The 26,574-nt window shown below is 46.2% G+C and carries 23 protein-coding genes and 1 tRNA gene; 8 read left to right on the top strand and 16 right to left on the bottom strand.

Translation table 11 applies throughout. From position 1 onward, the window contains the following. The 5 genes from K2G41_RS11215 to K2G41_RS11195 all read right to left on the bottom strand — a co-directional run. On the bottom strand, positions 1-421 hold a 421-nt coding region (locus K2G41_RS11215), incomplete at its 3' end, for an acyltransferase family protein (RefSeq protein WP_366145424.1). Between the two features lie 98 nt (positions 422-519). Further along, positions 520-1,380, bottom strand: a complete 861-nt coding sequence (locus K2G41_RS11210; protein ID WP_300118229.1) for an SDR family oxidoreductase — start codon at positions 1,378-1,380, stop codon at positions 520-522. A 69-nt stretch (positions 1,381-1,449) separates the two neighbouring features. Further along, entirely contained in the window at positions 1,450-2,322 is an 873-nt protein-coding gene (locus tag K2G41_RS11205; RefSeq protein ID WP_300118228.1) for a hypothetical protein, read from the bottom strand. A gap of 3 nt (positions 2,323-2,325) precedes the next feature. Further along, entirely contained in the window at positions 2,326-3,792 is a 1,467-nt protein-coding gene (locus K2G41_RS11200) for a hypothetical protein (protein WP_300118226.1), read from the bottom strand. A 449-nt stretch (positions 3,793-4,241) separates the two neighbouring features. Further along, positions 4,242-5,450 carry a site-specific integrase gene (locus K2G41_RS11195; RefSeq protein WP_300118224.1) on the bottom strand — a complete coding sequence of 403 codons (1,209 nt, stop codon included), beginning with the start codon at positions 5,448-5,450 and terminating at the stop codon, positions 4,242-4,244. A gap of 208 nt (positions 5,451-5,658) precedes the next feature. On the opposite strand from K2G41_RS11195, the gene K2G41_RS11190 reads away from it, so the two are divergent. After that, positions 5,659-5,859: a hypothetical protein gene (locus K2G41_RS11190; RefSeq protein WP_300118222.1), complete on the top strand. Its 201-nt coding sequence runs from the start codon at positions 5,659-5,661 to the stop codon at positions 5,857-5,859. Continuing rightward, a complete protein-coding gene (locus K2G41_RS11185) occupies positions 5,846-6,448 on the top strand; it encodes a zeta toxin family protein (RefSeq protein ID WP_300118220.1) in 603 nt (200 codons plus the stop codon). Before K2G41_RS11190 ends, K2G41_RS11185 begins: the two co-directional genes overlap by 14 nt. 319 nt (positions 6,449-6,767) lie before the next feature. Here the strand turns inward: K2G41_RS11185 and K2G41_RS11180 are convergent, their stop codons facing one another. The 4 genes from K2G41_RS11180 to K2G41_RS11165 form a co-directional block, all read right to left on the bottom strand. Continuing rightward, entirely contained in the window at positions 6,768-7,619 is an 852-nt protein-coding gene (locus tag K2G41_RS11180; protein WP_300118218.1) for a GLPGLI family protein, read from the bottom strand. Between the two features lie 141 nt (positions 7,620-7,760). Further along, positions 7,761-10,391, bottom strand: a complete 2,631-nt coding sequence (locus tag K2G41_RS11175; protein WP_300118216.1) for a hypothetical protein — start codon at positions 10,389-10,391, stop codon at positions 7,761-7,763. Continuing rightward, positions 10,388-11,248 (bottom strand): GLPGLI family protein, encoded by an 861-nt coding sequence (locus K2G41_RS11170; protein ID WP_300118214.1) that lies wholly within the window; start codon positions 11,246-11,248, stop codon positions 10,388-10,390. Before K2G41_RS11170 ends, K2G41_RS11175 begins: the two co-directional genes overlap by 4 nt. 42 nt (positions 11,249-11,290) lie before the next feature. After that, complete coding sequence (locus K2G41_RS11165) at positions 11,291-12,163, bottom strand: GLPGLI family protein (RefSeq protein ID WP_300118212.1); 873 nt, start codon at positions 12,161-12,163, stop codon at positions 11,291-11,293. Between the two features lie 549 nt (positions 12,164-12,712). On the opposite strand from K2G41_RS11165, the gene K2G41_RS11160 reads away from it, so the two are divergent. Genes K2G41_RS11160 through K2G41_RS11150 form a run of 3 tightly spaced genes read left to right on the top strand, consistent with a single transcriptional unit; the run spans position 12,713 to position 16,684 of the window. Next, a complete protein-coding gene (locus tag K2G41_RS11160; protein WP_300118210.1) occupies positions 12,713-14,032 on the top strand; it encodes a TolC family protein in 1,320 nt (439 codons plus the stop codon). Next, entirely contained in the window at positions 14,029-15,063 is a 1,035-nt protein-coding gene (locus K2G41_RS11155) for an HlyD family secretion protein (protein WP_300118208.1), read from the top strand. The genes K2G41_RS11160 and K2G41_RS11155 overlap by 4 nt, the downstream gene beginning before the upstream one ends. Before the next feature lies 1 nt (position 15,064). After that, positions 15,065-16,684, top strand: a complete 1,620-nt coding sequence (locus K2G41_RS11150; RefSeq protein ID WP_300118206.1) for a hypothetical protein — start codon at positions 15,065-15,067, stop codon at positions 16,682-16,684. 75 nt (positions 16,685-16,759) lie between these two features. Here the strand turns inward: K2G41_RS11150 and K2G41_RS11145 are convergent, their stop codons facing one another. Beyond that, positions 16,760-17,653: a cation diffusion facilitator family transporter gene (locus K2G41_RS11145; RefSeq protein WP_300118204.1), complete on the bottom strand. Its 894-nt coding sequence runs from the start codon at positions 17,651-17,653 to the stop codon at positions 16,760-16,762. 189 nt (positions 17,654-17,842) lie between these two features. On the opposite strand from K2G41_RS11145, the gene K2G41_RS11140 reads away from it, so the two are divergent. Continuing rightward, positions 17,843-20,302: a prolyl oligopeptidase family serine peptidase gene (locus K2G41_RS11140; protein WP_300118201.1), complete on the top strand. Its 2,460-nt coding sequence runs from the start codon at positions 17,843-17,845 to the stop codon at positions 20,300-20,302. 87 nt (positions 20,303-20,389) lie between these two features. Here K2G41_RS11140 and K2G41_RS11135 read toward each other — a convergent pair whose 3' ends face one another. The 3 genes from K2G41_RS11135 to K2G41_RS11125 are packed head-to-tail and all read right to left on the bottom strand — an operon-like array spanning position 20,390 to position 21,923. After that, positions 20,390-20,872, bottom strand: coding sequence for a threonine/serine exporter family protein (locus K2G41_RS11135; protein ID WP_300118199.1), 483 nt, complete (start codon positions 20,870-20,872; stop codon positions 20,390-20,392). A gap of 24 nt (positions 20,873-20,896) precedes the next feature. Next, positions 20,897-21,730, bottom strand: a complete 834-nt coding sequence (locus K2G41_RS11130; protein WP_300118197.1) for a threonine/serine exporter family protein — start codon at positions 21,728-21,730, stop codon at positions 20,897-20,899. Beyond that, positions 21,714-21,923 (bottom strand): hypothetical protein, encoded by a 210-nt coding sequence (locus K2G41_RS11125; RefSeq protein WP_300118196.1) that lies wholly within the window; start codon positions 21,921-21,923, stop codon positions 21,714-21,716. The genes K2G41_RS11130 and K2G41_RS11125 overlap by 17 nt, the downstream gene beginning before the upstream one ends. Positions 21,924-22,134: 211 nt before the next feature. Between K2G41_RS11125 and K2G41_RS11120 the strand changes: the two genes are divergently transcribed. Further along, positions 22,135-22,545 (top strand): secondary thiamine-phosphate synthase enzyme YjbQ, encoded by a 411-nt coding sequence (locus K2G41_RS11120; RefSeq protein ID WP_300118194.1) that lies wholly within the window; start codon positions 22,135-22,137, stop codon positions 22,543-22,545. Between the two features lie 31 nt (positions 22,546-22,576). Here the strand turns inward: K2G41_RS11120 and K2G41_RS11115 are convergent, their stop codons facing one another. Both K2G41_RS11115 and K2G41_RS11110 read right to left on the bottom strand, forming a co-directional pair. Beyond that, positions 22,577-24,670: an outer membrane beta-barrel family protein gene (locus K2G41_RS11115; protein WP_300118192.1), complete on the bottom strand. Its 2,094-nt coding sequence runs from the start codon at positions 24,668-24,670 to the stop codon at positions 22,577-22,579. A gap of 121 nt (positions 24,671-24,791) precedes the next feature. Next, positions 24,792-25,796, bottom strand: a complete 1,005-nt coding sequence (locus tag K2G41_RS11110; protein WP_300118190.1) for a hypothetical protein — start codon at positions 25,794-25,796, stop codon at positions 24,792-24,794. A 323-nt stretch (positions 25,797-26,119) separates the two neighbouring features. On the opposite strand from K2G41_RS11110, the gene K2G41_RS11105 reads away from it, so the two are divergent. After that, positions 26,120-26,190 (top strand) — tRNA-Gln (locus tag K2G41_RS11105). A gap of 149 nt (positions 26,191-26,339) precedes the next feature. Here K2G41_RS11105 and K2G41_RS11100 read toward each other — a convergent pair. After that, positions 26,340-26,574 (bottom strand): transposase (locus tag K2G41_RS11100; protein ID WP_300118188.1); only part of this gene is annotated, 235 nt, incomplete at its 5' end.

The raw sequence follows: 26,574 nt of genomic DNA, 5'->3' as shown, positions 1-26,574 counted from the left end.
TAGTAAATTGTACTTGATTTGATTTTTCACAAAAAACATTTAATATTGGAGAAAGAATATATAGCCCAATATATGCTTTAATAAACCAATTTTTAGGGGTTAGCAATAGACATATTCTAATTCCATCATAAGATAATTCGCATTGTCCAAGGCATATAAACAGAATATATATGCCAATGAAGAAAAAAACACATTGGAATATAAAATTACAAAAACCCTTTAATGAAGCCTTAATAGTGAACCAACCTGAAATTAAAACAAAAATATTAACGCTCAAAATGCTTACTGACTCAATAAAGATACGCGTTGTAGAAGATAATGGCGAAAAAATACACTCATCCCTGGTTGGTACTCCAAGTGACCAAAAATCAGCATGTACAGTCAAAATGAGGAACATTGCTATTATTCGCAGTAGCTCCATATTTGTCTGACGAGGGCCATTCGTAACGGAGGAAATGGATGACGATATATACCCTGTACTCATAACAAAATTTGATATTTTATCTAATTTTTAGATAATTATTTCAATCCAATAGAACGACCTCCGTCAATGGTAATATTTTGTCCTGTGATAAATTGAGCTTCATCCGAAATAAGAAAAGAGATAAGAGCTGCGACTTCATCCGTATAACCACATCTTTGCAATGCATTTCTTGTTGTATAAGTAAGTGGAACTTCTCTATCAAATTTACGTTGGAAAACCGTTCCTGGAGAAACGCTGTTTACCCTTATACCATATTTCCCCAACTCTAAAGCTTGAGATTTAGTAAGCCCCAGGATGCCTGATTTTGCAGCAGAATATTCGGTCCACTCTGCTTGCCCATTTAACCCCATTACAGAACTTAAATTAATAATGACACCTTTTTTTGCTTTTATCATATATTTATTTATAATTCTGCTACACAAAATCGCTCCCCTCAGATTAACAGATAAAATTTGATCTATAACTTCAATACTTTGTTGATCCAACGGCTTTTTTCGGGAGCGAGGGCCACCGCCTGCATTGTTAATAAAATAATCTATTTGTTTATATTCTTCATAAAACGACGTTATTGCCGATTCAATTATATCGTCTTGAGTTACGTCTATCAGCACAGGGGTTAATTGGGCATCTGGGATTATATTTTTTATAAATGAGATTGTTTCATCGATTTTTTCTACTGATCTACCACCGACGCCAACAATTGCACCCTCTGAAGCAAATTTTAATGCTAGTGAGCTGCCTATAGCACCCGTTGCTCCTGTAATAATACCACATTTACCCTTTAAGGATTGGCGGTCTTTGATTTTAACTTCATACGGCCGAGGTGTATAAGCGTCATCTACACTTAGGACTCTTTTTATTATATATCTTATTTTTGTTTTTAACCTAGATAGCATACTTGTTTTGTTTGAAGAGAAAGCTAAATTAAGTTATTAATATAGTATAATATAAAGTGGTACTATATACTAAACTACGCCCTGTAATCTTTTATTTTCATTATTTTTATTATTTCCATTTAACTCAGCGAGGTTATATTGGAGGGTGACACGGTAGAAGCGATTGGTTTCCGGTCGAGCAATTTGTGCTAGGGTGATAGCGTTGGAGTAATTACAAAATTTATCTTGAGACATGAACTTACCTGACCAAGAAATATAATGTGATAGTGCTTCTAATTCCTTTAGTCCATAAAAATCTATGTTGTCGAGGAGGTTGCGATGATTGTCAAACAATCTCTTTTTGAATGTATTTTGGTCGCTACCTGCAAAGGCAAATAAATCCTCGCTCATTAGAATGCTGACGATTTCAAGAGTATCGTAATCTGATAAATTCTCAGAGGCTCTTCCGTTTCGGAATTTCTTGTACCATCGGTCAAGACTGGATGCATACCATTCAAGTGGGCGCCCGAAATACGATTTATCTCTCCGATTAAGTTTCTCCTTTATAAAACGATACAGATGATATTCGTTCACAGATCTATCTCCGTGGACACGAGCTTCAAATGCTTTTAGCAGGTATTCGTCGGCAAAGGCTTTTGGAGTCGATGAATGATGTGCCAGACGGTGCATAAGGTCGTACGGAGCAAGCATATCCATTGCATGCCCAGCCTCCATTTTACAAATATTAGTCCTGACATTATAGACCCATTCTTTGGCAAGCTTTATTGTCTGGATTGCTTCGTATGACTGTTTGTTGCCGGTAGGATACAACATTCCGGCATCGTTGGCAACCGATAAAATCAGGGTCGCGTAGCCGGTCGCATCACACACGTTGCTGTAATCAACATCGGTTGACGCGTCAAGCATCTCATCAAATAGACATGTTGTCTGAGTTTCAATCATATTTTATGCATACTCGGTTAATACCTTCTTCCCATAAGTAGAAAGTGGTTCTAACCTCAACTCATCATCAATCTTTACACTCCAGTTAAAAGACTGATTGTGAGTAAGCCGTATCGAATAGGTCTTTATCCCATTCTTTTCCTTTATTTCTGTTATTTCGCCGATAGAACCATCGATTGAATCACCGTGTATTATCACCGAGTCATTCACCGCCAATGGTTCTTTCTGTGTCACCATTTCCATGCGGACATCCTCGGTGAACATCCCGATATGTTTTTGAAAATCAGTCATGGCTCTCTGCGATATGACTGAATATGGACTGTCGGGTGTATTCAGCTGCTTATATCCCCAAGCGATATTCCGTACACTGTTCATAACGCTTCCCACTCTATCGCTTTTAACCTTAATAAAAAGAAGGCCGGGGATGTACGGAACCTCAACTTTGACTTTCTTCTTATTCTTACCCTCACGATAAATGTAATGGGTAGGATAGAAAAAATGTATTTGGCTAAACAATGAAGGGAAGTTCTCCTTTATAGAATCCTTCACTGCATCGGGAGTAATCCTATCACGCATATTGACAACATACCAACGTGTAGTGATATCATTTATACGATTTGCCACTCGGCAGATTATATCTTGACGATCCCGATCCGAAAGCTGGGAAGGGGATACCATTTCAAGGATCTTGAATTCATTAGGAATAACAGGTACGATAGCCCTGATCTCATCGATTCTTACTCCTGATTTAAGCGCGGCAAATATCCAGATTGCTGTTATGCGCTCTCTTGAGAATCCATCCTCGAATTTCATACCAACCATCCGTGTCAGCGAACCCACATTCTCATTAATTTCACGAATTATCTGAGTAATACGCTTATTAGGCTGATCCAATGCAAACACATATTTACGACCCCTCGAGCTGTCCATTGATTCAACGATTTCAACCGACTGTGGGCAGTATCTTGGAACATCGGTAAAATTGAGATTCGCTAGATCCTCTATTGACATTTCCGGATTATAGAGGAGATAGAAGAAAATTGCCTTCCATTTTCCGAATTGTTCCTTGTATGCGTCGGCTGTCTTAAGTCTCTTTATAAGATTGTAATTTAACTGAACTTCGTCCGACTTCGTTTGGTTTTCAGAATCGACCAAAGGTCGCAAACCTTTAAAAGGATCTTTAAATTGGATTTCAGAAAACGTATTTTTCTGCCAATCGACGAATGTGACATGAAGGTGAGTTAAGTATCTTTTAACGGTAGTCGCAGTATTGCCTTTAACAAACAAGGTCGCAATCCAGTTGGTCAACGATTCAGTTGTGACATCCTTCAAATCCCACCCCAACATAAAAGTCAAAAAGGATTTTAAAGCATATTCATTGACATCCTTGTCACGCGGTATTTCGCAAATCTGTCGGACAAACTCAACGAACGACACCACCTTTATACCCTGAAAATCTGCTACTTGCAAAACTTGCAGTATTGAAACTATTTAGTGGTTGATACATTACTTCTATTCCCCTTATCTTCTTCAAATCTGAATCCGATAAAGGTAAAAATAACAATATTTCAACCCAATTTTTGTACATACTTTAGATGGTATGAACAACTGATCGGCAATACTCTCTTGTTTAGAGAAAGGTGTGATTGAATTCATACTGAAAGATAATCACTTAGAGATTCATCATTTCAATTATTGCTAAACAAACTGGTTGCCTAACGGTTATTTTCTGAAAATTATCTCTGCATATACTACTAATTACGAGAAAATTTTGTACCTTTGCATACAGGTTAGTATCTCTAAACAAGAGATTTGGATAGTTGATAAACAAAAAAGCCTCAGAACCAATTGGAACTGAGGCGATCATATTTTTATAAGAGTCGTATTATTTAGTAAGCAACAGATAGACTGTCAGACTATTATTTCTTAAGACTTTTCAGTATAACAGTATTTGCCTTGTCAACTACAGATGTATCAAGACCAGCCAAATAGATTTTAGTAGTGTATTCGGAGTCGTGCCCCATTCCTTCGCTTATGACGCCAATGGGAATGCCTTTTGCTTTTGCCACACTGGCCCATGAATGCCTTGCTGCGTACAAAGTAATCGGTACATTTATTCCGATCATCGCAGCTATCTTCTTTAAATTATGGTTTATATTGTAACCTTTATTGCGATAAGTGTTTCTTTCGTTATTAACCGGTTTGGTTATAATTGGTAGAAGATAGTCGGTATCGTTTTCCGGATACTTATCCAGTATCATCTGCATTTCCGGCTCCCAGGCTATAGTGAGTTGCTGCCCCGTCTTGCGTCGGCGATATGTCACGCTCCCGTTTCGAAGATCACTCTTCTTCAAAAACGCCATATCAATAAAGCTCATTCCACGCAGATAGAAGCTTAAAAGAAATATATCGCGGGCGAGATCAAGCGCAGGAGCCATAGATAGTTCAAGCTTTATAATTTTCTTTATAATTGTGATAGGCAGTGCACGTTTGACGGTTTTGTCCACCCCGGTATAGACTTTTCGAAATGGATAGCGGTTATCTATGATTCCCTCTTCGACCGCACGATTATAAACCGCCCGTAGTACTCGTATATAGAAACTGATGGAGTTCGGTATAAGACCATTGTTCCTAAGCCATGCCTCATACTCTTCCATAACTTCGGAGGTTATACAATCGAGCATAATATCCTCATCCTTACGGAACTTCCTGAAACTCTTCAACGTAGAGGTATAGGTCTCAGATGTACGTATCTTACCGTTCTGCTTATACTTGAGTATAAGTTTTTCCATAAAATTGAACAGAGAATACTCCTCCCGATAGCGATGGAACTCTTCAATAACGTCATCAGCCGTATAACTCAACCCAATAAGATCAAATTTACGGTTAATCTTTGTCAGTCGTTCAACATCTCTACGGACACTCTCACGAACTTTGGTAATCAGCACCATCCTGCTTGAATCCTTAGTAGCGATTATTAGACCTCGTTTCTCATCCCATTCTTCGGAATAGATCTTGTATTCGGTGGATAGTTGTCGGACTTTACGCTCATGTAGAATTTGATAATAGATCCTCCCCTCCTGTCCCGGAACAGTAGATGGACGGAATTTAACTTTTATACTTGCCATATTCGCTGTTTTTAGTATACACATATTAATATATACGTCCTAATAGTACTTCAATAGCTAATATTCTACCCAACGCATACGGAGTATTTCGAAGTGTTTCCTACTTTGATAATGGTAGAATGAGAGGTGAAAAGCAAGGTCGGTTCATACTTTTTTCGTAACTTTGGCGTTGAATAAGAAAAGGTTATAGATTATGTCGGAAGAACAGATGAATAGTTATCGGCTGACGTCGATGGAGGAGCCGGGCGATGAGCGCATGGCTCAGATCATGCGCGAGGTCGCTGAGGATGCCCGAGAAAGCACTCGCCGCGCTGCCGAACGTGTGGCTGCCGGCATCGAAGCAGCCTCAATCGAAGCTCGTGCTAAAGTTGAAGAAACATTGAACAGACTTCGCAATGGTAGCAAGTGAGCATAAGCCTGTTCTGATTGTTATTGCCGGGCCTAATGGGTCGGGCAAAACTTCCGTAACTTCAAAGATTCTTCATCATGAGTGGCTGGAGGATTCGGAATATATCAATCCCGACAATGTAGCTCGCGATGTGTTCGGTGACTGGAACAATCAGGAAGCTGTTTTGAAAGCAGCCAACTATTGTAACAATTGGCGCGAGAAATGTCTTGCAGAACGTAAGAGCCATATCTTTGAGACTGTGATGTCGGCTACCGATAAGGTCGACTATATTCTCAGAGCAAAGGAAGCCAGCTTCTTTGTCCGACTATTCTTCGTTTCCACTGAATCTCCTACCATCAATGCAAAGCGTGTTGCAAACCGTGTGCTGAATGGCGGCCACGATGTGCCTATCCCCAAGATAATCTCTCGCTATGACAGATCCATAGCCAACTGCATTGCATTAGCTCCTTATGTGGATCGCCTCTATGTTTATGACAATTCAATAGAAGATGCTGAAGCCCAGCTACTTTTCCGTCTAACCAACGGAGAGGTTGCCAAATGCTACGTTAATAATCTACCCAATTGGTCGAAACTCATATTTCCGAAATAGAAAACGATGAGGTAACCGATGTCATTTTTGTGAATTTTAATACCCAAATTTATACCATAACAATATAATGCGCTAATTATCAGATATGGTTAGATTCGAGGAAGTTAAGTAATATAGAGCACTATCTAACTGACAGCTGATCCGTCATAACACATCGGACAGCTTCCGGATATAACACGAAAAGAAAACCGGAGTGTGATCCCAACAGATCATGCTCCGGTTTTTTTTCATGAATTTATATCAGCAGCACTTTGATTGCGATGCGGTCGCTTATTATCAACAGACTCTTTCCGGCATTTGCAGCGCGGGGAGAAGCGTGTCACTTTCCCGACTTGTCGGCGTAATCCGGCTCGATAGCATAGACGGCTGGATTGTATTTCGGGCGATCGGTATAATTATATTCAAACTTCACGTTATTGTGTTTAGCCCTGATGATCGCCTCGCGGTTGTTCAGGAAATATTCGTGATCCGAGAGGGCTTTCTTACGCTTGACTTTCTGATATGTGTCGGAGGAATACATCGGTGTCATCGTGCGGTCGGTCTTTTCAATTCCGGTGGCGATATACTCAAACCCCGGATCTGCCTCTGCTTTGAGTATCAGCCCCGGCAGTCCGTGGAATTTCCAAGGTCCGAATGATACGGGGATTTCGGGAGTGAACCATGCAGTCCAGCGGCGTCCGTGATAGTCGGTATGAGCCGCTACGCACTCGTAGCCCAGTATTGTCGCGGTCGAGTCACAGATTTCCCAGCTCATTTCATCAAGCGGCTCTTCGTAATAGCACTGATCCTCACCGAATTTTCCATAATATTTCAACTGATTGTCGGCAAGGTTGCTAAAAACATAAGTATGGATATTCTTCACAGGGCCTTTACGCAAATCGATCGTGACACCGCCACCCGGAGTCTGCGTCATGCAGGCAGCCATGATGATCTGCTGGAGCTGCTTCTTGCCTTCTGGGGTCGATGACAGCGAGTCGGACCAGAGACTGAGATCGTTGAAATACTTCGCTTCCTGCGAATTGGCCAGCAGGCTCATGCGTGAGGATGCAACTGTGTCCGTCGCCCAGTTCTTCGCTCGGACATCGTAGCTGACAAGGATATCGGCCTTCTGCTGCGCTATGGCTGCAGTGGCTATCACACACGAGACAAATGTCAATATTTTCCGCTTCATTTCGGTAATTGTTTATGATATGTTTTTTCTAATTATTAATGAGAATGAGACTTTTGAGACAATCTCAATCCGGGCTTCATCCGTGAGACTGAGATTTGAGACAGAGACTCCCCACATACGAGGCGCACTGATCAAACTCTCCTACTTCCTTAGCGAGACGGAAATCAGCACTTCGCGTCCGCGGAGCTGACGGCGGCTCTCGAACGATGTCAGCTGATTGAATGTCGTGTAATTGTAACTTTTATGATTGAGCACATTGGTCAGACAGCCTGAGAACTCAACGCGCTTGGTCAGTTTGTATATCAGTCTTGTGTCGAGAAGCACCACGGTCTTATAGTGACCCTCGGTGAGTTCGTTGCGGTAATGCTCTCCGCCTATATGCCACTCCCATTTCTTATGTGGCATGACGTTGAGCAGAAGTTCATTCTCCATACTTCCGAGCCACGATGACTTAATACCGTTCATCGTCAGGCGGGCGGCCGAGACGCCCACGCTATAGTCGAAACTCAGCCATCCGGCGGGCGTCCCGCTGATCTTAGCTCCTGCGGACCATCCGGTGTTGACCGAATTGACCCCGCCGTTTCCGGTATTCGCTGCCACACCGTCGTAGAGCGATATCATCCTTGACTCCTGACGGCTGAACGAACCGTGCAGGTTAAGGCTTCCGCGCATGAAATCAAGCGTCTTGCCCACGCTTCCGTTGGCCATCAGCATCCGGCTGTCGCTTTTGGCCGATGAGTAAGCATAGGTAACGTAGTCACCGTAGAGCTGCTGGATCATGGTGTAGGGCCTGTTGGACCACGATTGCATTACAGAGGCATTGCCGAAGATGCCATAACGAGTATGCTTATACGCCACCCGCCCCGACACTCTCTGCGAGGTCAGATTGTAGAAATCATCCACACCGCTACGCAGCGAACGGTAGTCAGTCAGCACGGGATTCGGCTGAATCATGCCGAGCTCCATCGGTGATCGGTTACTGCCTCCGCGCAGCGTGAACTCCAGTTTATTGTCAGGCTTCCAGTTGAGACTTAGCGACGGGGAGAAATAGATCTCGTCACGATTGGCGATGGCGTTGTCAAACGCGTAGTGGCTGAACTTCAACGGAGCGTCGAGGGTAAGGTTGACGCGCTTCACCCAGTATTCAAACTTCGGCGTGGCATAGAGCGTCAGCGAATTAGTGTGGATCAGGTTATGGAAATAATGAGTGCCGTCCAAGTCAGGCAGAGCCGGCAGTCCGCTCCCCGACAGATCTGACTTCATGGTTCGGAGATAGCCCCTGAGTCCACCTTCGAGACTGACGGTCACACCCTTGATGATGAATGCGTAGGATGCACTCTCGTTGGTGGTGAAAGCATGGTTGCCTATATGTTGGCGCAGCCCTCCGCCGTTGATCTTCACCCTTAGTGTCTCCGGTTCCGATTCCCATTCATTGGTGCTCAGGATAGTCACCAGCTGATTGGACTTGAACCGTCTGATCATTTTGAAATTGTTTCTCACGAAATAATCCGGCAGTGAAGCCGACTGGCTGTTGGGGAGCGTGCCGGTCATTCCGAGGCTAACGTTATCCCAGTCCATCTCCGTCTGCAGCGTATTGTTGATGAAAGTCCTCCGCTGATTAAGCTCGTAGATAAACTTTCCGGAAAGCGAATGCGAACGATCCACACCGCTGCGGTCCTCCGCCACTATGCGGTCTCCTCCGTCGAGGAAATAGGTCGTGACGTTGGCGGCCGTGGCCCTCACGCGATTAAACGAATAGTCCATCTGCGCCCTGAACTCTCCGCGTCCCGCTTTATAGAGATTATTGGTGGATACAAGCACCGAGCGGTTGAAAAGTGTGCGCTTACGGCTCAGATCAGGGACTCCGGGGAGCGACACACTTATCGAGCGGCTGAGATCCGTCCCTCTGCGCGAGGCAAAGAAGTCAGTGGTGTGGCTTGTCAGATCCTCGCCGGTATTATTGGTCTTGATGGTAGTGATATTCTGAAAATCAGGCATGGCAGCCATAGCGAACAGTTCGCCGTCCCACAGCGCGCCTTCGGGCTGGCTGCTGTAGCCTCCGGCTGCATCGCCGTGAAACGACCACGTGGCTTTCGCCTTGTTTTTAAGCTTGAGATTTATGGCGGCCTTGTCAGAAAACGAGATTCCTGCAAGCACCTGCATAGGCTGGTGATTCTCCATCACTTCCACAGCCCCGACATCCTCATGGCTGATGCCATTGGTGGCTATGCCGTACTTGCCGCCGAGGAGATCCGAGCCTTCGATGTAAAATTTGTTGATATCTTCGCCCTGATACTGTATCTTGCCCGACTTCTCGACGTTGATTCCGGGCATACGCTTGAGCACATCACCTATCGACCTGTCCTGCTCCTGCGCGAAACCGCTTACTGTATATGTGATCGTGTCGCCTTGCTCACGTATGCGGTCTGCCTTGACAGTAACCTCTTTCAGCATGGTGGTAGCCGGTTCGAGATAGACAGTCACCGGAAACGACAGACTGTCCAAAGCAAGTGACCGCTTCCCGAAGCCCATCATCGACACCTCCAGACGGAAACCGGTCACAACATCGTCCGGAAGCGACATCGTGAAACCACCGTCGGCTTTCGTCGAAGCAAACTTCTTGATCTTTCCGTCCGCACCCCTGACGATGACCGTAGCTCCTGCCAATGGTTCATCAGCGGGCTTTTCAATGACCGTACCGCTCACATTTACCTCAGCTGCTCCACCGACCGCGACAGAAAGCAGCCACATATATGTCAGAATCCTTTTCATTCGTGATAATCTGTTTCAAGGAAATCATCCGTACCCTTATAGTCCGCTCCACCCTTCAGATTGACCTTACCTCCGGTCATGGCACTGATCTTGGCCGAACGGTTTCTTTGTGAATAGTCCTTCATTTTAAGAAACGGTATCCGTTTAGTGATGAAATACCTGTCATCCTCATACGGATCTTTCAGCGGTTCGTCGCAACTCTGCAAGACCGTAGCGACAAAGCGGTAGCTATCATCGTCCGCAGCAGCCTCCATGATTAGTCCCGGCAGACCGCAAAGTTGCCAAGGTCCGTCCTGAACAGCAATCTCCGGAGCAAACCACACGTACCACCGGCGGCCATGATAGACGGCGGTTGCAAGCTGACATTCGTAGCCCAACACGGTCTTTACGGAATCCGTCAGATCCCACTGAAGATCTCCGATTTCCACCGGATAGCGATACTTGTCACCCATGTCCGAATCCCAGACCGTAATCACTCCCTCATTGAAATCCTTCAGGCATTTATAGCGTTGATTCCGGAGCATACCCAGTTTCTTACGGTACTCGAACGGATCAGTTTTCGTCCGCATGTATTCCTTATACGAATCCTCCTCTATCTGTCGCAAAAGAGCCTTACCGTTAGGATCATGCTCAAGCGAATCGATATAATAGGTCTGTGGATCATAGAAATATGACATCGATGGTGCGACTTGCAGTATGAATTTATTCACGCTCTGAATAGGTTCACCCGTCTCTGTATTATGGTAGTTGCTGATTTTGTCATACTGCACTTTCAGATTCGCATTAGGCTTCTCGTCAGCCCACGCCAATGCAAGAGAAAAGACCGTCAGGACTGAAATTAAAAATGCTCTGCTCATAATTGTATTTATTTTTATAATAATCTCGATTATACCCACCGATTAATGATAGTCCGTTTCAAGGAAATCATACTTACGCGTTTCCTCCGTAACGGGTGCATCCTTGACACCAAGATCATAGCCGGTCCGAGCCTTGAATATCGCTATCCCGTTTTCCTGTGAATTGCGATAACCTTTCAGCATCTCCCGTCGATCCATCTTATCATACTTTTCCACATTATATATAGGTGCGATCTCCTTGTCGGATGTCTCGATACCGGTGGCGATGAAATGATGCTGTCCGCTCGGTTCGGCAGCTTCGAGTATCAATCCGGGCAGCCCGCAAAATTTCCACGGACCATCCTGCACAGGTATCTCAGGCGCAAACCATACGCTCCATTCCCTACCGTGATAACCAGCGGTAGCCTTCATGCATTCGTAGCCCAGAACGGTCTTGGTACTGTCCTCCACAATACTCCACTCCAATTCCGAAAATGGCTCTGAGTAGTAACCGTACTCACCTAATCCGGCCACATCATAAACCGTGGAAACAGCATTGACCCCATCCTTAATCACATATATGTGAGTCCTGTAAACCACACCATCCATAGCACTTCTATCCCTGTTTTGGCTATATGCAAGGGCGGCAGCATTGAACATCTCCCTCTCCTTAGCCTTTCCGGATGGAGTTGACAGCAGAGAATCCTTGAATTCCGTAGTTGGACAATAGAATTTACTCTGCGTCGAATTGGCAAGCAATATGAACGGTATATTCTTTTCAATAACCTCTTCATCCCCGCGCATAAATTTGGAATGGTAATCGTACTCAACCTTGATTTCCGCATGTGGATAATCCTTTTTCTTCTTGGCTGATACCGGTGTGACCGTGAACATCAGCATAAGCAGACTTACAGTGATAGATCGTATTAGTTTCATAACTGAAATTTTCCGCAAAAATACTAAATAATTACTTAACCACCTATACACTTTTGTGTAATTATTTACATAAAAATGACCCACTTCTCCACTATCACCAGTCTCATCTAATATGAGATTGAGAATATTGAGACAAGTCTCACCCCTTGCCGTCACCCTGTGAGACTGAGAATTGAGACTACGGATCTCTCTGATAAATCAGATACCGTATTGCAAATTTATAACTCTATGTATCAGCAACATAGAGTCACGTCACAACGATCACGCCTAAAAATTAGCTGCATAGGCAAACCCTTATTTTAATATTTTTTTGTAACTTTGCAGCGCAGTTCACAAAGAATTGCACAGCAAATGATCGACAAAACACGTATAGTCACACAGTCCACCCCGGTTGTGATGAACTGGGGTTATCTTGAAAACTGGAAGAGTACAGCTCCGGTTCATTCACGCCTGTAATCGCGTGCAGTCAGCTCGTAGCCCCCTTTATCTCATACGATGCTGACTGAAATCCACCCCAATCTCACACATTTTATTCTACAAATTTCTCTTATGAACAATCATCGATTGCTCACAGGGTTGCTTGTCGTGACCTTGCTGAGCGGTGGAGTGCGTGCCTACGGACAGAAGAGACAGGTCATGACCATCGAAGACCTGTTTGAGTTCGCGGAGACAAACAGTATTCAGCTCCGCCCCTCATTCAGTGCCGAAGAAGAAGCACTGAAAGAAATCAATGTGGCCCGTAACGGACGTCTTCCCGACATCAATGCCTCTCTTTCATTCAGCTATATCGGCGACGGATTCACCACAAAACGCAATCTGTCAGACTATCAGAAAGCACCCATTCCGCATTTCGGCAACGGTCTGTCAGTCAACATCACCCAACCTGTTTATACCGGAGGTGCTGTCACCACGGGCATTGAACTTGCCGAACTGAAATCCACAGCAGCACGTTATGCCACCGAACTTCAGCGCGACAACATCCGCTTTCAGCTTACAGGTTTCTATCTTGACATCTACAAATGCGGCAACCTCCGGTCAGTCATTGAAAATAACATCTCACAGGCCCGGAAAGTCCTTGAGGACATGAAGGCCCGCTACGAGCAGGGCGTCGCATTGCGCAACGACATCACGCGCTACGAACTGTTGGTTTCCAATCTTGAACTCCAGTTAGTGAAGGTCAACAATACCATTGACATCCTTAACCGCAATCTGGCGGTAACAGCCGGACTGCCCGACGGCACGGAAGTCCTCCCCGACTCCACCATACTTGCACGCTCCTTACCGACCGCAGGTGAAAACTGGTGGCAACAGGAGGCTGCCGCCAACGCTCCCGCCCTCAAGCTTGCCCGTTCAGGCGTCGATATGAGCCGTAAAGCCGAATCACTCGTCAAGAGTGAACGCCTACCGAAAATCGGCCTGCAGGCGGCATGGACGATCGACGGCCCTATCCTTGTCGAAGTTCCTCCCATCAACCGCAATCTGAGCTACTGGTATGTAGGTGTAGGCATAAACTATAATCTATCGTCGCTCTTCAAAAACAATCACTCGCTGTCCAAAAGCCGTGCGGCCACACGTCATGCCATCGAGCAGCTCGATGCCACGCGTGAAAATATCAGTCTCGGCGTCCGGGCTGACTACATACGCTATCTCGAAGCTTACGAGGAGCTGAAGACTCAGGAAAAAAGTGTGGAGCTCGCCGAGCGTAACTACAACACGACCGCCACACGCTACTCTGCCGACATGGCTCTCATCACGGACATGCTTGATGCCGCCAACTCAAAGCTTGATGCCGAACAGGGTCTCGTCAACGCTCGCATCAATATCATCTATTATTATTACAAACTCTTATTCACATCAGGAAAGATATGAACCACCGCAGTAAAAAGATCCTCTCCTACATAGCCTCCATAATTGTCATAGCCATAGCAGCCGTGTGGGTGTGCGGCAAATTCATCCACCTTGGGAACGTGGAATTTACAGACAACGCACAGATCCAACAGCAGATAGTCCCCGTCAACAGCCGTGTCCAAGGTTACATCAGGGAGATCCGCTTCAATGAGTACGAACCTGTCAGGAAGGGCGATACGCTCGTGATAATCGACGATGCCGACATGCGTCTGCGCGTCGCTCAAGCACGTGCCGATTATCAGAATGCACTTGCAGGCCGTGAAGTAGCCGACAGAAGTGTAGGTGTAGCCTCCGCCAACGTAGCCGTGACGGAAGCCACAATCGCTGAGGCCAAAGTCGTCATGGACATGGCCGCCACCGATTTCCGCCGCTATCAGAAACTGCTGGAGCAGGAAGCCGTGACACGTCAGCAATATGATGCCGCCAAAACCGACTATGAGGCGAAAAAAGCCCGCTATGAAATGCTTGCCCGCCAGCGTTCGGCCACCTCGTCGGTCGTAGCCGAGACACGTCAGCGCATCTCGCAGAACGAAGCCGGGATAGAACTGGCCAAAGCCCTGCTCGAAACAGCCGAGCTAAACCTATCATACTGCATCATCACAGCTCCCTGCGACGGATATGCCTCACGCAAGGAGATCCGCGACGGCCAGCTCGTCCAACCCGGACAGACCTTGCTTGACATAGTCGATTCAGCCGACGTATGGGTCACCGCCAATTACAAGGAAACCCAGCTGCAGCACATCCATCCCGGAAGCGAAGTTGAAATAAAAGTCGATGCAATCCCTGACGTGATCCTCAACGGCACCGTACAGGCTATTTCCAAAGCAACCGGAGCATCGCTTTCAATCATGCCTCAGGACAATTCAGCCGGAAACTTTGTCAAGGTACGTCAACGCATACCTGTCAGGATTGAATTTTCAAGCAGCAATGATGCCGACATCATGTCTCGTCTCCGTGCCGGAATGAACGTCGAGTGTGAAGTGAAATACTGATATGGCTGACTGGCATTCTCCACAAGGGCCGTTTGACATTCCTGACGTCCCGAATTTTGTCCCACGCCGACTGAAACCGTGGCTGTTTATCCTTTTTGTGATCATAATCCAGTTTTCAGGTGGCCTCTATCTTGCAGCTGCATCCGATATGGTCGGGACGACAGCCCTCATGCAGGAGGATATCCTCATGGCGGGCTACGCCTCCATCATTGGCCTGTCCATAAACTTTGCGGTCATGTTCCGCATAAAGTTCCGCTTTTCCAACCGCACGCAGCTGCTTGTCACAGGAGCTGTATTGATCATAGCCAACCTCATCTGTGCCCACACCGATTCCGTCCCTGTACTCGTCGTCACCTGCCTGATCGCCGGATGGTTCAGGATGCAGGCCACGCTCGCCTGCAATTCTACCATACAACTGTGGCTCACTCCCGTGCGCGACATGTCAGTTTTCTTCTGTTATGTCTATCTTTTGGTTGACAGCGCCATCCAGCTTAGCGGAATCGCCACTGTATATACGGCCTTTTTCTCGCAGTGGGAATCTATGCACTGGATCATGATCGGCATGCTTGCATTCATGATGCTGTTGGTCATGGTGCTCGTGCGACCGGTCAGAGGACCGATGTTCATTCCACTTTTGGGCATAGACTGGCTCGGTGCTGTTCTATGGACCGGATTCATGATGTGTTTCACATTCATCTGTATCTATGGCAATTTTTATGACTGGTGGGAGGCATCGGAGATCAGGGGTGCGACAGCTGTAGGATTCTTGTGTCTTGCCATCAATCTGTGGCGCGCATCATTCCTTCACCATCCCTATATATCATTCCGTGCCATGACGAACCGCAACGTCATCCGCGCGACAGCTGTCTATCTCGTATTCTTTACGCTTGTTGCGACCGAACATGTGTTCGAGCACAGCTATGCCGCCAATATACTCGGATTCGATGAAACGAACCTCATTGACCTCAACTGGTATGTATTTGCCGGAATCATTGCCGGATGTGGTCTGACCTACCTCACCTTTGCACTACGCAAATGGAGATACAAGACCATGACAGCGATAGCCTTTGCCCTCGTCAGCGTGTATCTCGGTTATTTTTACTTTCTGATTGATTATGGCGTGGAAAAAGAGATGCTGTTCATCCCACTGTTCTTCCGCGGAGCAGCCTCGGTGATCATATCCATCGTCTTCCTCACATCTATCGTGCAGAGCGGTCTCCCCTTTCAGGTATTTCCTCAGGCACTTACCATCAACGGATTCACGGGTGCTGTCATGGGAGCTACCCTCGGTCCGGCGGTAATCGGTGAATTTCTGCGTCACACCATGGCCAAAAATGCCTCTTTGCTGGGAGCATCCCTCACGGATTTCAATCCTGACACCCTGCACACCCCATTCGGACAACTCTACGGTATGGTACAGACCCAAGCCCTGATCGTATCCATGAAGGAAATCTATGGATGGCTGCTGATCATAGCCCTCATATCATTGACCGTTATCGTGGTAAGCTATGGGCCAATGCGTCCGTGGGCATTCTTCCCTAAATGGAAGACTATCCGCAAGGTCTTACGACGTACTGTCAGGGAAGAAAAGGAAAACCGTAGCGTGTCAGCCATGAGTTGACCGCACGATCCCAAACCTAAAAAATCGAATCTGTGTAAGTCCGGAGTTTTAACTGTACATAGATTCGATTTTTTATTATGAGCACTTTAGCGGTTCCATGTGGACATTTATGATTGAGCCTTCTCCGAACTTATCCCTGATAACCTTCTCGGCCATCGAAGCCTTGGCATGAGCCTCGAACAGCGACTGACTCCCGTCCATCGCAGCATGGAAATCAACGGCGATCTCATTGCCTATACGGCGCGAACGGAAATTATGGACATTGATGATTCCCGGCACTGACTTGATAAGCCTCATTATCTCCCTCTCCTGCTCTTCAGGCAGCGAGGCCTCAAGCAGTTCATCTATGCAGGGGCGCATGATGTCATAACCGCTCTTGATAATGAACACGCTAACCACAATCGCAGCAATCGGATCGAGAATCCTCCAGCGTTCACCGAGAAACATCGCTCCCGCAATACCGATAAGCGTACCGACGGACGAGACAGCATCGCTCCTGTGATGCCATGCATTCGCTATCACGGCCTGTGAGTTCACCTCGCGTCCCCTCTTCAGCGTGAAACGATAAAGCCACTCCTTCGATCCGATCGAAAACAATGCTATTATCAGGGCTATTAGCGTAGGTTGTGGAAGCTCTCCACCGCCAAGGCTATGGATTACCTTCTCGATACCATTGACCATAAGAGCTATACCGGCAATCGAGAGAATCAATCCTATTATCAGAGTTGCGAGAGTCTCAAACTTGCCATGACCATACTCATGCCCTTTGTCACGAGGCTTCCCGGCAATCTTTACAAAGATCAGCACAATCACATCGGTAATGAAATCGCTGAGAGAATGAACAGCATCCGCAACCATTGCCGAACTCCGTCCGACAATACCGGCTATGAATTTCAACACTATCAGCACTGCATTCACCGCCGTGCCGATCAGCGTCACTCTATAGATCTCCTTCTCACGTTGATTCATATCTCCGTCATGTTTGATTCAAAATGATAGACGGCTGTAAAATTACTAATATTTCCCCAGCATTACAAATGCTCACCACTCGGCAGTCCATCCGGTAAATCGCTCCACGCGTTTTATCACCTTTATCATTATTTGTGGAATGACACACTAAAATATTTTCACTACCTTTGCATTAAATAATTTTACCCCATGAATTTGCGTGCATTACCATTAGCGGCACTCGCGTTTCTGTCAATGAACGCCGGTGCTGAGAAAATCAATATCACTTCCTTCCGATATGCGGGACCTTATTCCCTGAATATCCCCGTGATGATCGACAGTGTAGATGTCAATTCCAAGAAATTTGATACAAAATCCTTGCTCTCGACCCCGATCTCTATAGAGAGTGCCCGTAAAGGTAACCCAGTCCAAGGAGACATGGTGCTGACATCCGATTCACATGCGCTCCACCTCCTCGATTTCACAATCGACAATGAGCGTTACCTCACAGCTTCCCTCAACGTCAATGGCGTAAAGAATCGTGAAATTTATCTTGACGGAAAGAAATTGGACGGTGAAAAGCTCGTACTGACACCCGCCACACACCACATCACCCTCAAATGTCTTACTGACGGAAACTCAGCCGATTCTGTCAGAGTGAGCATCGACACCGACCGTCCGGAACTTGTGAAACTCAATCAGGACACTCCACGCCGCTACACTCTCACCGACGTAATGACAGGCCGACGGTTCGGCTCCGCGTCACTCTCTCCGAGTGGCAAATACATGTTGCGTGCCTACACCACGACCCACGACGGCGGTTCAAACTCATATTCTTACGTCGTCAGCGATCCATCCGGCAAGCAGATCCTTGCAAAGCGCAGCGAATCCTTGAAATGGATGCCTAAAAGTGACCTCCTGTACTTCACGCGCCTTGACGAAGGCAACCGCCGTGAACTCGTCACCCTCAACCCTGCTGACGGTACTGAAAATGTCATAGCTACCGACCTGCCAAGTAATTATTTCATAATCTCCCCGACTGAGGATTTCATGATCTACACGAAAATCCAAGAAGGTCCTAAAGAAAAAAGCTCCGATCTCTACGAAATCATTAATCCGGAGGACCGTCAACCCGGATGGCGTGACCGCTGGACACTTGCAAAAATGGATTTCGCTACCGGCCTCTCCACTCCATTGACTTTCGGTAACCGGAACATTAGACCGTTCAACCTTTCGGACGACGGCACGAAACTGTTGTTCCAAGTATCCGAAACGCGCATGGGGGAACGCCCTACGGCACTCAATTCGCTCTACCTCATGGACCTTACCGATAATTCAACCCGTTGCCTCATCGACAAAGACGGTTTTCACGCGGGCGCGTTGCTGTCGCCCGACGGGACTAAGGTAGCTCTGTCCGGATCACCCGAAGCCTATGGAGGAATCGGCCGCAATCTACCCGACGGACTCACACCAAGCATGTATGACACACAACTTTACGTCCTCGATGTTGTAAGCGGTCACATCAAACCTCTCACACGCGACTTTGATCCTGCCGTAGAGGAATACAAATGGAGCCGTACCGACGGTCATATCTATTTCATCGGCGAGAACCGTGACTGCCGCTCGCTCTACCGTATCGATCCGGTCAGCGGTAAGGTCGAGGATCTGAAAGCCAATGAGGAATATGTGTCATCCTTCTCTCTCGCTGACACCGCTCCCTCTCTCATCTACTTTGGTCAGGGAGCATCGAATTCCGACCGGCTATACTCACTCAATACCAAGACACAGCGTCAGAACCTCATAGAAGATCTGAGTGCCGAACGCCTGAAAGACATCCGGATAGGTGAATGCAAACCGTGGATATTCAAATCATCGCGTGGCGATAGTATCTGTGGCCGCTACATATTGCCGCCCGACTTCGACCCGTCACGTAAATATCCTATGATCGTCAACTACTATGGCGGATGCAACCCGACCAGCCGCACGTTTGAAGGCCGATATCCTCACCACGTGTATGCAGCCAACGGTTATGTGGTACTCGTGATCAATCCGAGCGGAAGCACAGGCTTCGGACAGGAATTTGCCTCACGTCATGTCAACACAGCTGGTCAGGGAGTCGCGGAGGATATCATCGAAGGTGTAAAGCAGTTCACGGCAGCCCATCCGTGGGTCGATGAGTCAAAGATCGGCTGCATCGGAGCTTCCTACGGAGGCTTCATGACCCAGTATCTCCAGACGCAGACAGATATTTTTGCAGCAGCCATCTCCCACGCAGGTATTAGTGACCACACAAGCTATTGGGGCGAAGGTTACTGGGGCTACTCCTACAGCGAGGTAAGCATGGCCGACAGCTATCCGTGGAGCCATTCAGAACTTTATGTCAAGCAAAGTCCTCTCTATAATGCTGACAAGATCCACACCCCTATCCTATTCCTCCATGGTGATTCAGACACCAACGTGCCTTTCGGAGAAAGTATCCAGATTTATACCGCTCTCAAACTCCTCGGACGTGAGACAGCATTTGTAGCCGTCAAGGATGCAAATCATCAGATTACGGAATTCAACAAACGTAAGCAATGGCAGGACACAATCTTCGCATGGTTCGCAAAATATCTTCAGGACGACGATTCTTGGTGGGAATCACTCTACCCAAAGAAAACTCTTGACTGATCCGGAGTTAAAATTCATTCCATAACATCAAGGGGAGCACTTCAGCTATCTGAAATGCTCCCCTCTATAATTATCCGTAAGCGGTCTCTAACGCGTGGCCTGAAATGAAATATTCTTAAAAAGGAAGATTGGCGCAGTCGCTCCGACCACCATACCGAGCAGTATGAACAGACATGTAAGTCCGTTGCTCGCAAAAAGATAGAAATAATGTTCAAACTCACCCTCGTGGCCGTGATACAGACACATGACCAGTCCGCCGAAAGTCTTATAAGCATAGATACCCGGTATCATCGGAAGTAGAGACGGGAAAAGACAGGTCTCAGCCGGAGTCTTGGCGATCGGCGACAGTAATACAGCCAAAATGCCGATTATCAGCGCAGCAAGCGTACTGGCTATGACTATGTGCATACCGAGAAGAGCCTGATGCATCATCAGAAAGCGTGCCGAGTGACCGATGGCTGCGATAAGCGCACAATAAAAATATGCCTGTTTGGGCGGATTGCTGATGGCGGCAAAACCTATGGCGGCAATAGCAGCGAAAAAAGCATCCTGTAAGAATTCGATCAACATGATGAAACGTGGATAAAGTCTTTTTTAAAACATACTGATATTCATAAGCAACATCCCCACACACAATCCAAGTGAAAGACAACAAGTGAGGATTATGGCATGCATACATCGGCTGAACGCACATATATAATGTCCTGCAAGCATGTCGCTGAATGAATTCAGGAACGGAATACCGGGAACAAGATAGAGCACACTCGTGCCGACTGCAATTTCGGGAGTAGCCCCGAATCCGAAAAGAGCGGCAGTCGAGCCAAGCACTGACGACACGAAAGCACAGATGATAAACACAAGCCGCACATCCACCTTATGCTCGCAAAGAATCTGCTTGAGATAAAAACCGGCCATCGTCGAAAGAAACACTATCGCTACGGCCTGCCAGTCGCCCGTAAACAGACGGCAGAACGACGCATTGGCACATGAGGCAAGCAGAAGCACCAGATATCTGTCGGTCGGCGGAGTTTTTATGATCTCATCAAATTTCTCCTTTGCCTCTGTAAAGCTGATCTTACCGTCGGCTATACCCCAGCTAAGGCGGCTCAGCCGGGTATTGATATTGAAACTGATGGGTATGGAATGCGTAGCTATGATGTAAGTATAGCTGTCGGATCGGTCAGGGAGACAAACGGTGAGATGGATATGACGCGGCAATATGGTCATCACAACCTCGCAGCCCATAGCCTGTGCCATGCGCTTGATATTGCGTTCGAGCCTGATACATGTCGCTCCGCTGCCGAGAAGCCATGCGGAATATTCGGATAGGAACATGCACACTTCTTTCAGCGAATGGCTCTCTCCACACGAGCATTGGCAGATACCTACCGGCTGCGGCATCAGCTGCTGATCAATCCTCATCGTCATAACGGACATTATCTCTATTCGGAATCCTGTCACCGGTGACAAATAATTCCTCTTGTTCGTTACCGATTTCAAATAGATGCCCGTGACGGACAGACTCATGATATGCTTTATAGAAAAGCCTTACAACAACCAGCGTGACCATTGCGAAAGCTATCACGCACCACGTGACCAAAGGGATATTGAGTGCGACCATAATCTAATCTTTTATTTAATGTTCTATCTATCTAACAATCAAGTGGCCTTTTGTATCGCTCCGCTTAACGGAATTTTTGAAACAACCTGCGTTTAGGACATTTCAAGTGAGATTTAGTAACTTTGCACAGCGGTTCCTACCATTGTCCGATATGTTTCCGACATCCCACGGGCCTTATTGTCATCCCTATCAACAAAAATCAATTAAAATCATGGTACAACAAATCGAATTTACTCTCCGGGCTTATCCGCGAGGCATCCATCTGATCACCGGTGAGGTCATGAGACAGCTCCCCACTCTCCCTGAATGCGGACTGCTCAATCTGATGATCAAACACACGTCAGCAGCTTTAGCTATAAACGAAAATGCTGATCCTGACGTGCGTCATGACCTCAACGCCATCTTTGACCGCCTCGTACCTGAAAATGCCCCCTTCTATCTGCACACGGACGAAGGACCGGATGACATGCCGTCACATGCCAAATCGGTCCTCGTAGGTCCCTCACTCACCATTCCGTTGTCAGGAGGCCATCTCAACACCGGAATATGGCAAGGAATATATCTATGTGAATTTCGTGATTACGGTGGCCCGCGGAAAATAGTCGCAACTATCGTGTCTTGATCCTGTCTTAAAAGAAGCAACATATCTGTGGCTACAGACGTTTCGCCTCTGACGATGCAGCCTCCTCTCCCTTATATCCCGTTTTTCTCGGTTGGAACGTATAGCTCAATGTAAGGGCTATAAAACGGCTGTCATAACTCTGACTCTTTTTAACCCCGACTCCGTAGCTCTTCAGCCACCATCCGTCCCTGTGGCTGTTGAATATATTGTTGACCGAGAGCTTCACATTGAGTGTTCTGTTCAGAAACGATTTCTGAACAGAAACATCCATCATGAAAGGTTTCGATGAAAAACGCTGTGTCTGCATATAGCCGGCTGTCTTTCCATAGACATTCACGATTGCTGTCATATTGAACGGCAGCCTGAAGGTATTGTCAAAGTACCATTCAAAAATCGGCGTGTCATATCTTTCTCCGGCTATTTTCAGCCATTGAGGCATTGATCCGAGAGTGACAGACGGTTGCCAATTCCTGATATTTCTTTGCCAGACAAAATATAACCATGCACAGGAGACATTGAAATTGATCGGTTGGAAAATAAGTTGAAGATCATCCGCCGGATAGACCCGCTTAATAAAACCATAGGAATCAAGCGAACGGCAGAACACTGCCTGAAGAATGAAGTCACCAGCCATTCCCATAAGCGTCAGTTGGTGGCTGCGTCCGTCACGTAATGCCGGATTTCCACCCTCGATTTCATGTCTGCCCGTATAGTTCAGTCCACCTGTCAATTGAGAATACGAAGGAAGTTCTGTAAAACTTTTATAGGAAAGTGATATCATGGACGTAGCGTTGTCATTCAGGCCATAGGTCACGGATATGTCAGGGGTAAGGAGATTGTCCTTTCTTGATAAATCATGATCTTTCTTTCCTTCAAGCCGATAAGTAAAGTTTTTGTATTCGTAGCGAAGACCTGCTGAAATATCTAAGCGTCCGAACCTACGGTTATAACTCGCAAAACCGGCAACAGAAGTCTGCGATACATCGGAAAGTGATGATGGGATGTAGCTACCTATCGCCTCATTCAGCATCCGGTAGTCAAGGCGGGTGGAGGTATAGGAATCCTCCGATCCTACTGTAAGCTTACCGGCCGATAAAGGATATGATGCCGTGACTCTTCCACCATACAGCAATGCATGTCTTTTTTCAGTAGCTGCGACATCCGGATGGATATTCTGATCAGCATAGGCCGTCAGCCGTGCAGCATGACTGTTACGGTTGACAAACGTTCCATCGAAATGCAGATGGAATTTGTCAGAAAAAATGTTGTCGTAATATATCTGCCCATAATGATTGGTCGCTATAATGCGATTGGAAATATCACGTCCGACAGGCAATTCATCGTCAAGCCACTCTGATCCACGCGTAAGGAAATTCCCGTTTTCGTGCAGTACTCTGTAGTATGCTCCAAATGAGCGGACTCCGCTTGATTTATTAAATCCGAACTTCGCGCTGACATTATTTGAGGGTGATTTGGAATCCTGTGAGCTACCGATAATTACAGGGTGTCCATCATACTGTAGGGTGTTTACGGTATTTCCTCGCATTATATTATTGTTGTGTGCAGCTAATCCCGTCGCAAAGAACTCACTACCGTTTTTCAAAAAATAACGGAGGGTCAATAATTCATAGCCTGTAGCGGAACGTGCTATCTTACCTTGAGTCTCATCTTCAAGAGTCAGTCCCTCGACAAACAGACGACGAGTTGTAATTTTCAATACCGCATCCGTTGCCCCGGCATACTCGGCACCGGGATTGAGTATCAACTCTACCCTACGTATGTTACGGCTTCGCAACGAACGCAGATCAAAACTATCATCAGCGGGACGATTGTCTATGTAGATCAGTGGCGCACCTTTCCCACTGACAGTTACCGCACCATCAGCCACACTTATCATCGGTAATTGATCGAGGACATCGAGAGTATTGCCGAGATCTGCGAGAGGTGTACCCGGAATTATGGATACAAGCGTGTTTCCGACAAGCCGTGTTGTCGGTTGATCAGCCGTCACCACTATTTCGTCTAATGCACGTGTCAGACTGTCGGTTGGAATTGTGTCTGTTGACTGAGCCGTTGCAATCAATGAGGATGCAAACATGAAGATGGAATAACGAACTTTTGACATAAGCTTTTTAGATTGGATTACTTATGCAAAGTTATCTATTCCAATTCTGATCCACCTAATTTCTCATCTGACACAACATGTTATAACATCCTGTTTATAAGCATATTACTATCCCATATTCCTAATTTTTCTGACCATCGGTAAAAATCATGCCTAAATGCAATGAATAGTCCTTGGGCAAAGTCGCAATCTTGGCTTTTAGACGGGATTTCCTCTTATAAATCGTTTCGATCTTTTCCTCCAGCAAAAGTGCAATAGCTCTGTTTGAAAAACCACAAGCCAGATATACGGCCAATGCATATTCATCAGATTTGATCTCAGGCATAGCCTCACGAAGCAGATCGACCATGCCGTTCCGTCCGGTATTGGCAAGTTTTTCAAGTGAACTGAACGTAGAGGCATCTGCCCGCAACGCCTCAATCTCAGTTTTTACCTGACTGACAATAGCGTTCTTCTCCGCTTTTGTTCCCTGCGACTCATAATAGGTATTGCACAACCGGTCAATCAAAGCAAAACGAGTACCAAAAAGATCATTGACCGCACTCCTAAGAATCGAGTTATCACTTTCAATTGCACGGAGCGATGAAGCCTCTGCCAACAATGCTTCCGTCTCAGCACGGCGTATTTTCAATCGGCCGATAAGCCATATAATCACTGATCCGGCAAGCAGAAGAAGTATGACTGAGCAATATATCACACGTTGCCGCACGATTCGCTCCTTATATAAGGTGTATTCCCTGACTTTCTGTAGATACTGCGCCGAGAGAGTCCGATCCACTCTCCTTTCGTCTCCGGCAGCCATAAGGTCGTGACGCAATGACTCAGCCCTATGCAAAGCCGCTTCATCGTAATGACGGCTATAATAATCAATAGCTATATTCACTATCGTATCTGACGGGGCGACGAGTCTGTTTCTGTACAAAGCCTCTGAATAGAGTAAAGCCCATTTGGCCATCGAGGCAGAATCATCTATCTCCGAAACATCCATGACGGTAAGACGCTCCAATGCGCGTTCGGGAGCATTTATCAATTCCTCCTGAGCGCGATCAAGCTCATTGCGATAGCTGTTACCGACCGAACAGGCCGACGCAACCATCAAAATAATCATATAAAATAGTACTCGCATAGATGGAGACGGATTTGGAAAATGTAGGATTATGATGCATTATTAGCTTACGGATGCAAAATTAATAATTTGTTTGAGAAAAATACGTCTTAGATTAGATATAATCTTACAATCAAGTCTAACTATCACCTTGTTCCCATCATCAGTTTACACCTTAATATATATTACTGTCATCCGCTATTGGGCCGAAATTGATAAAAAATGATCATTTTTTAATTTTTTTGAAAAAAACTTGCCAAAAAATTTGGTGGGTTCAGAAATTACCCCTACCTTTGCACTGTCAAAAGGAAACAACGCCACTCCTGATGACAAAACAACAAAATTGCCTTGTGGTGTAATGGTAGCACGTCGGATTCTGGTTCCGCCTGTGAGGGTTCGAATCCTTCCAAGGCAACTCAAATAGAGAGCTAAATCAAAATGATTTAGCTCTCTATTTATTTCTATCCCACCACCACATCCCGACAAAACTAGGATCAGATGCAAAACGGATCAGATGCAAAACCCGGTTGAATTGTTAAAACACTACCCGAGTGTGAAATATTTTTAGGCGCATAGCTTTGAAAGGCGGAATAGAAAGAATGGAATGTCGGTGACTCCTCTGAACTGACTTCGGAATGCTTTGACTTTGGCGTTGAAAGATTCTGCTCCGGCATTTGTCGAGCGGTTTATGAAGAAATTCAGTATTGTATCGTAGTGATTATGGGTCAGCGGATTTATACGGTGGGTGAGTGCATAGATTAAGAGTATAGTGTGGATAGTCTGAACATAAAGAACTTGA

Source organism: Duncaniella sp. (assembly GCF_029056165.1).
Lineage (GTDB): Bacteria > Bacteroidota > Bacteroidia > Bacteroidales > Muribaculaceae > Duncaniella.
The sequence above is the reverse complement of the archived record's forward strand: the minus strand, read 5'-3'. Positions and strand labels throughout refer to the sequence as shown.

What these genes read in the sequence shown, in the direction of transcription:
- K2G41_RS11120 (WP_300118194.1), top strand. Translation starts at nt 22,135, where the DNA reads ATGGTACAACAAATCGAATTTACTCTCCGGGCTTATCCGCGAGGCATC.
- K2G41_RS11175 (WP_300118216.1), bottom strand. Translation starts at nt 10,391, where the DNA reads ATGAAAAGGATTCTGACATATATGTGGCTGCTTTCTGTCGCGGTCGGT.
- K2G41_RS11190 (WP_300118222.1), top strand. Translation starts at nt 5,659, where the DNA reads ATGAATAGTTATCGGCTGACGTCGATGGAGGAGCCGGGCGATGAGCGC.
- K2G41_RS11135 (WP_300118199.1), bottom strand. Translation starts at nt 20,872, where the DNA reads ATGTTGATCGAATTCTTACAGGATGCTTTTTTCGCTGCTATTGCCGCC.
- K2G41_RS11180 (WP_300118218.1), bottom strand. Translation starts at nt 7,619, where the DNA reads ATGAAGCGGAAAATATTGACATTTGTCTCGTGTGTGATAGCCACTGCA.
- K2G41_RS11205 (WP_300118228.1), bottom strand. Translation starts at nt 2,322, where the DNA reads ATGATTGAAACTCAGACAACATGTCTATTTGATGAGATGCTTGACGCG.
- K2G41_RS11145 (WP_300118204.1), bottom strand. Translation starts at nt 17,653, where the DNA reads ATGAATCAACGTGAGAAGGAGATCTATAGAGTGACGCTGATCGGCACG.
- K2G41_RS11115 (WP_300118192.1), bottom strand. Translation starts at nt 24,670, where the DNA reads ATGTCAAAAGTTCGTTATTCCATCTTCATGTTTGCATCCTCATTGATT.
- K2G41_RS11160 (WP_300118210.1), top strand. Translation starts at nt 12,713, where the DNA reads ATGAACAATCATCGATTGCTCACAGGGTTGCTTGTCGTGACCTTGCTG.
- K2G41_RS11210 (WP_300118229.1), bottom strand. Translation starts at nt 1,380, where the DNA reads ATGCTATCTAGGTTAAAAACAAAAATAAGATATATAATAAAAAGAGTC.
- K2G41_RS11165 (WP_300118212.1), bottom strand. Translation starts at nt 12,163, where the DNA reads ATGAAACTAATACGATCTATCACTGTAAGTCTGCTTATGCTGATGTTC.
- K2G41_RS11155 (WP_300118208.1), top strand. Translation starts at nt 14,029, where the DNA reads ATGAACCACCGCAGTAAAAAGATCCTCTCCTACATAGCCTCCATAATT.
- K2G41_RS11185 (WP_300118220.1), top strand. Translation starts at nt 5,846, where the DNA reads ATGGTAGCAAGTGAGCATAAGCCTGTTCTGATTGTTATTGCCGGGCCT.
- K2G41_RS11140 (WP_300118201.1), top strand. Translation starts at nt 17,843, where the DNA reads ATGAATTTGCGTGCATTACCATTAGCGGCACTCGCGTTTCTGTCAATG.
- K2G41_RS11130 (WP_300118197.1), bottom strand. Translation starts at nt 21,730, where the DNA reads ATGACGATGAGGATTGATCAGCAGCTGATGCCGCAGCCGGTAGGTATC.
- K2G41_RS11170 (WP_300118214.1), bottom strand. Translation starts at nt 11,248, where the DNA reads ATGAGCAGAGCATTTTTAATTTCAGTCCTGACGGTCTTTTCTCTTGCA.
- K2G41_RS11125 (WP_300118196.1), bottom strand. Translation starts at nt 21,923, where the DNA reads ATGGTCGCACTCAATATCCCTTTGGTCACGTGGTGCGTGATAGCTTTC.
- K2G41_RS11150 (WP_300118206.1), top strand. Translation starts at nt 15,065, where the DNA reads ATGGCTGACTGGCATTCTCCACAAGGGCCGTTTGACATTCCTGACGTC.
- K2G41_RS11110 (WP_300118190.1), bottom strand. Translation starts at nt 25,796, where the DNA reads ATGCGAGTACTATTTTATATGATTATTTTGATGGTTGCGTCGGCCTGT.
- K2G41_RS11195 (WP_300118224.1), bottom strand. Translation starts at nt 5,450, where the DNA reads ATGGCAAGTATAAAAGTTAAATTCCGTCCATCTACTGTTCCGGGACAG.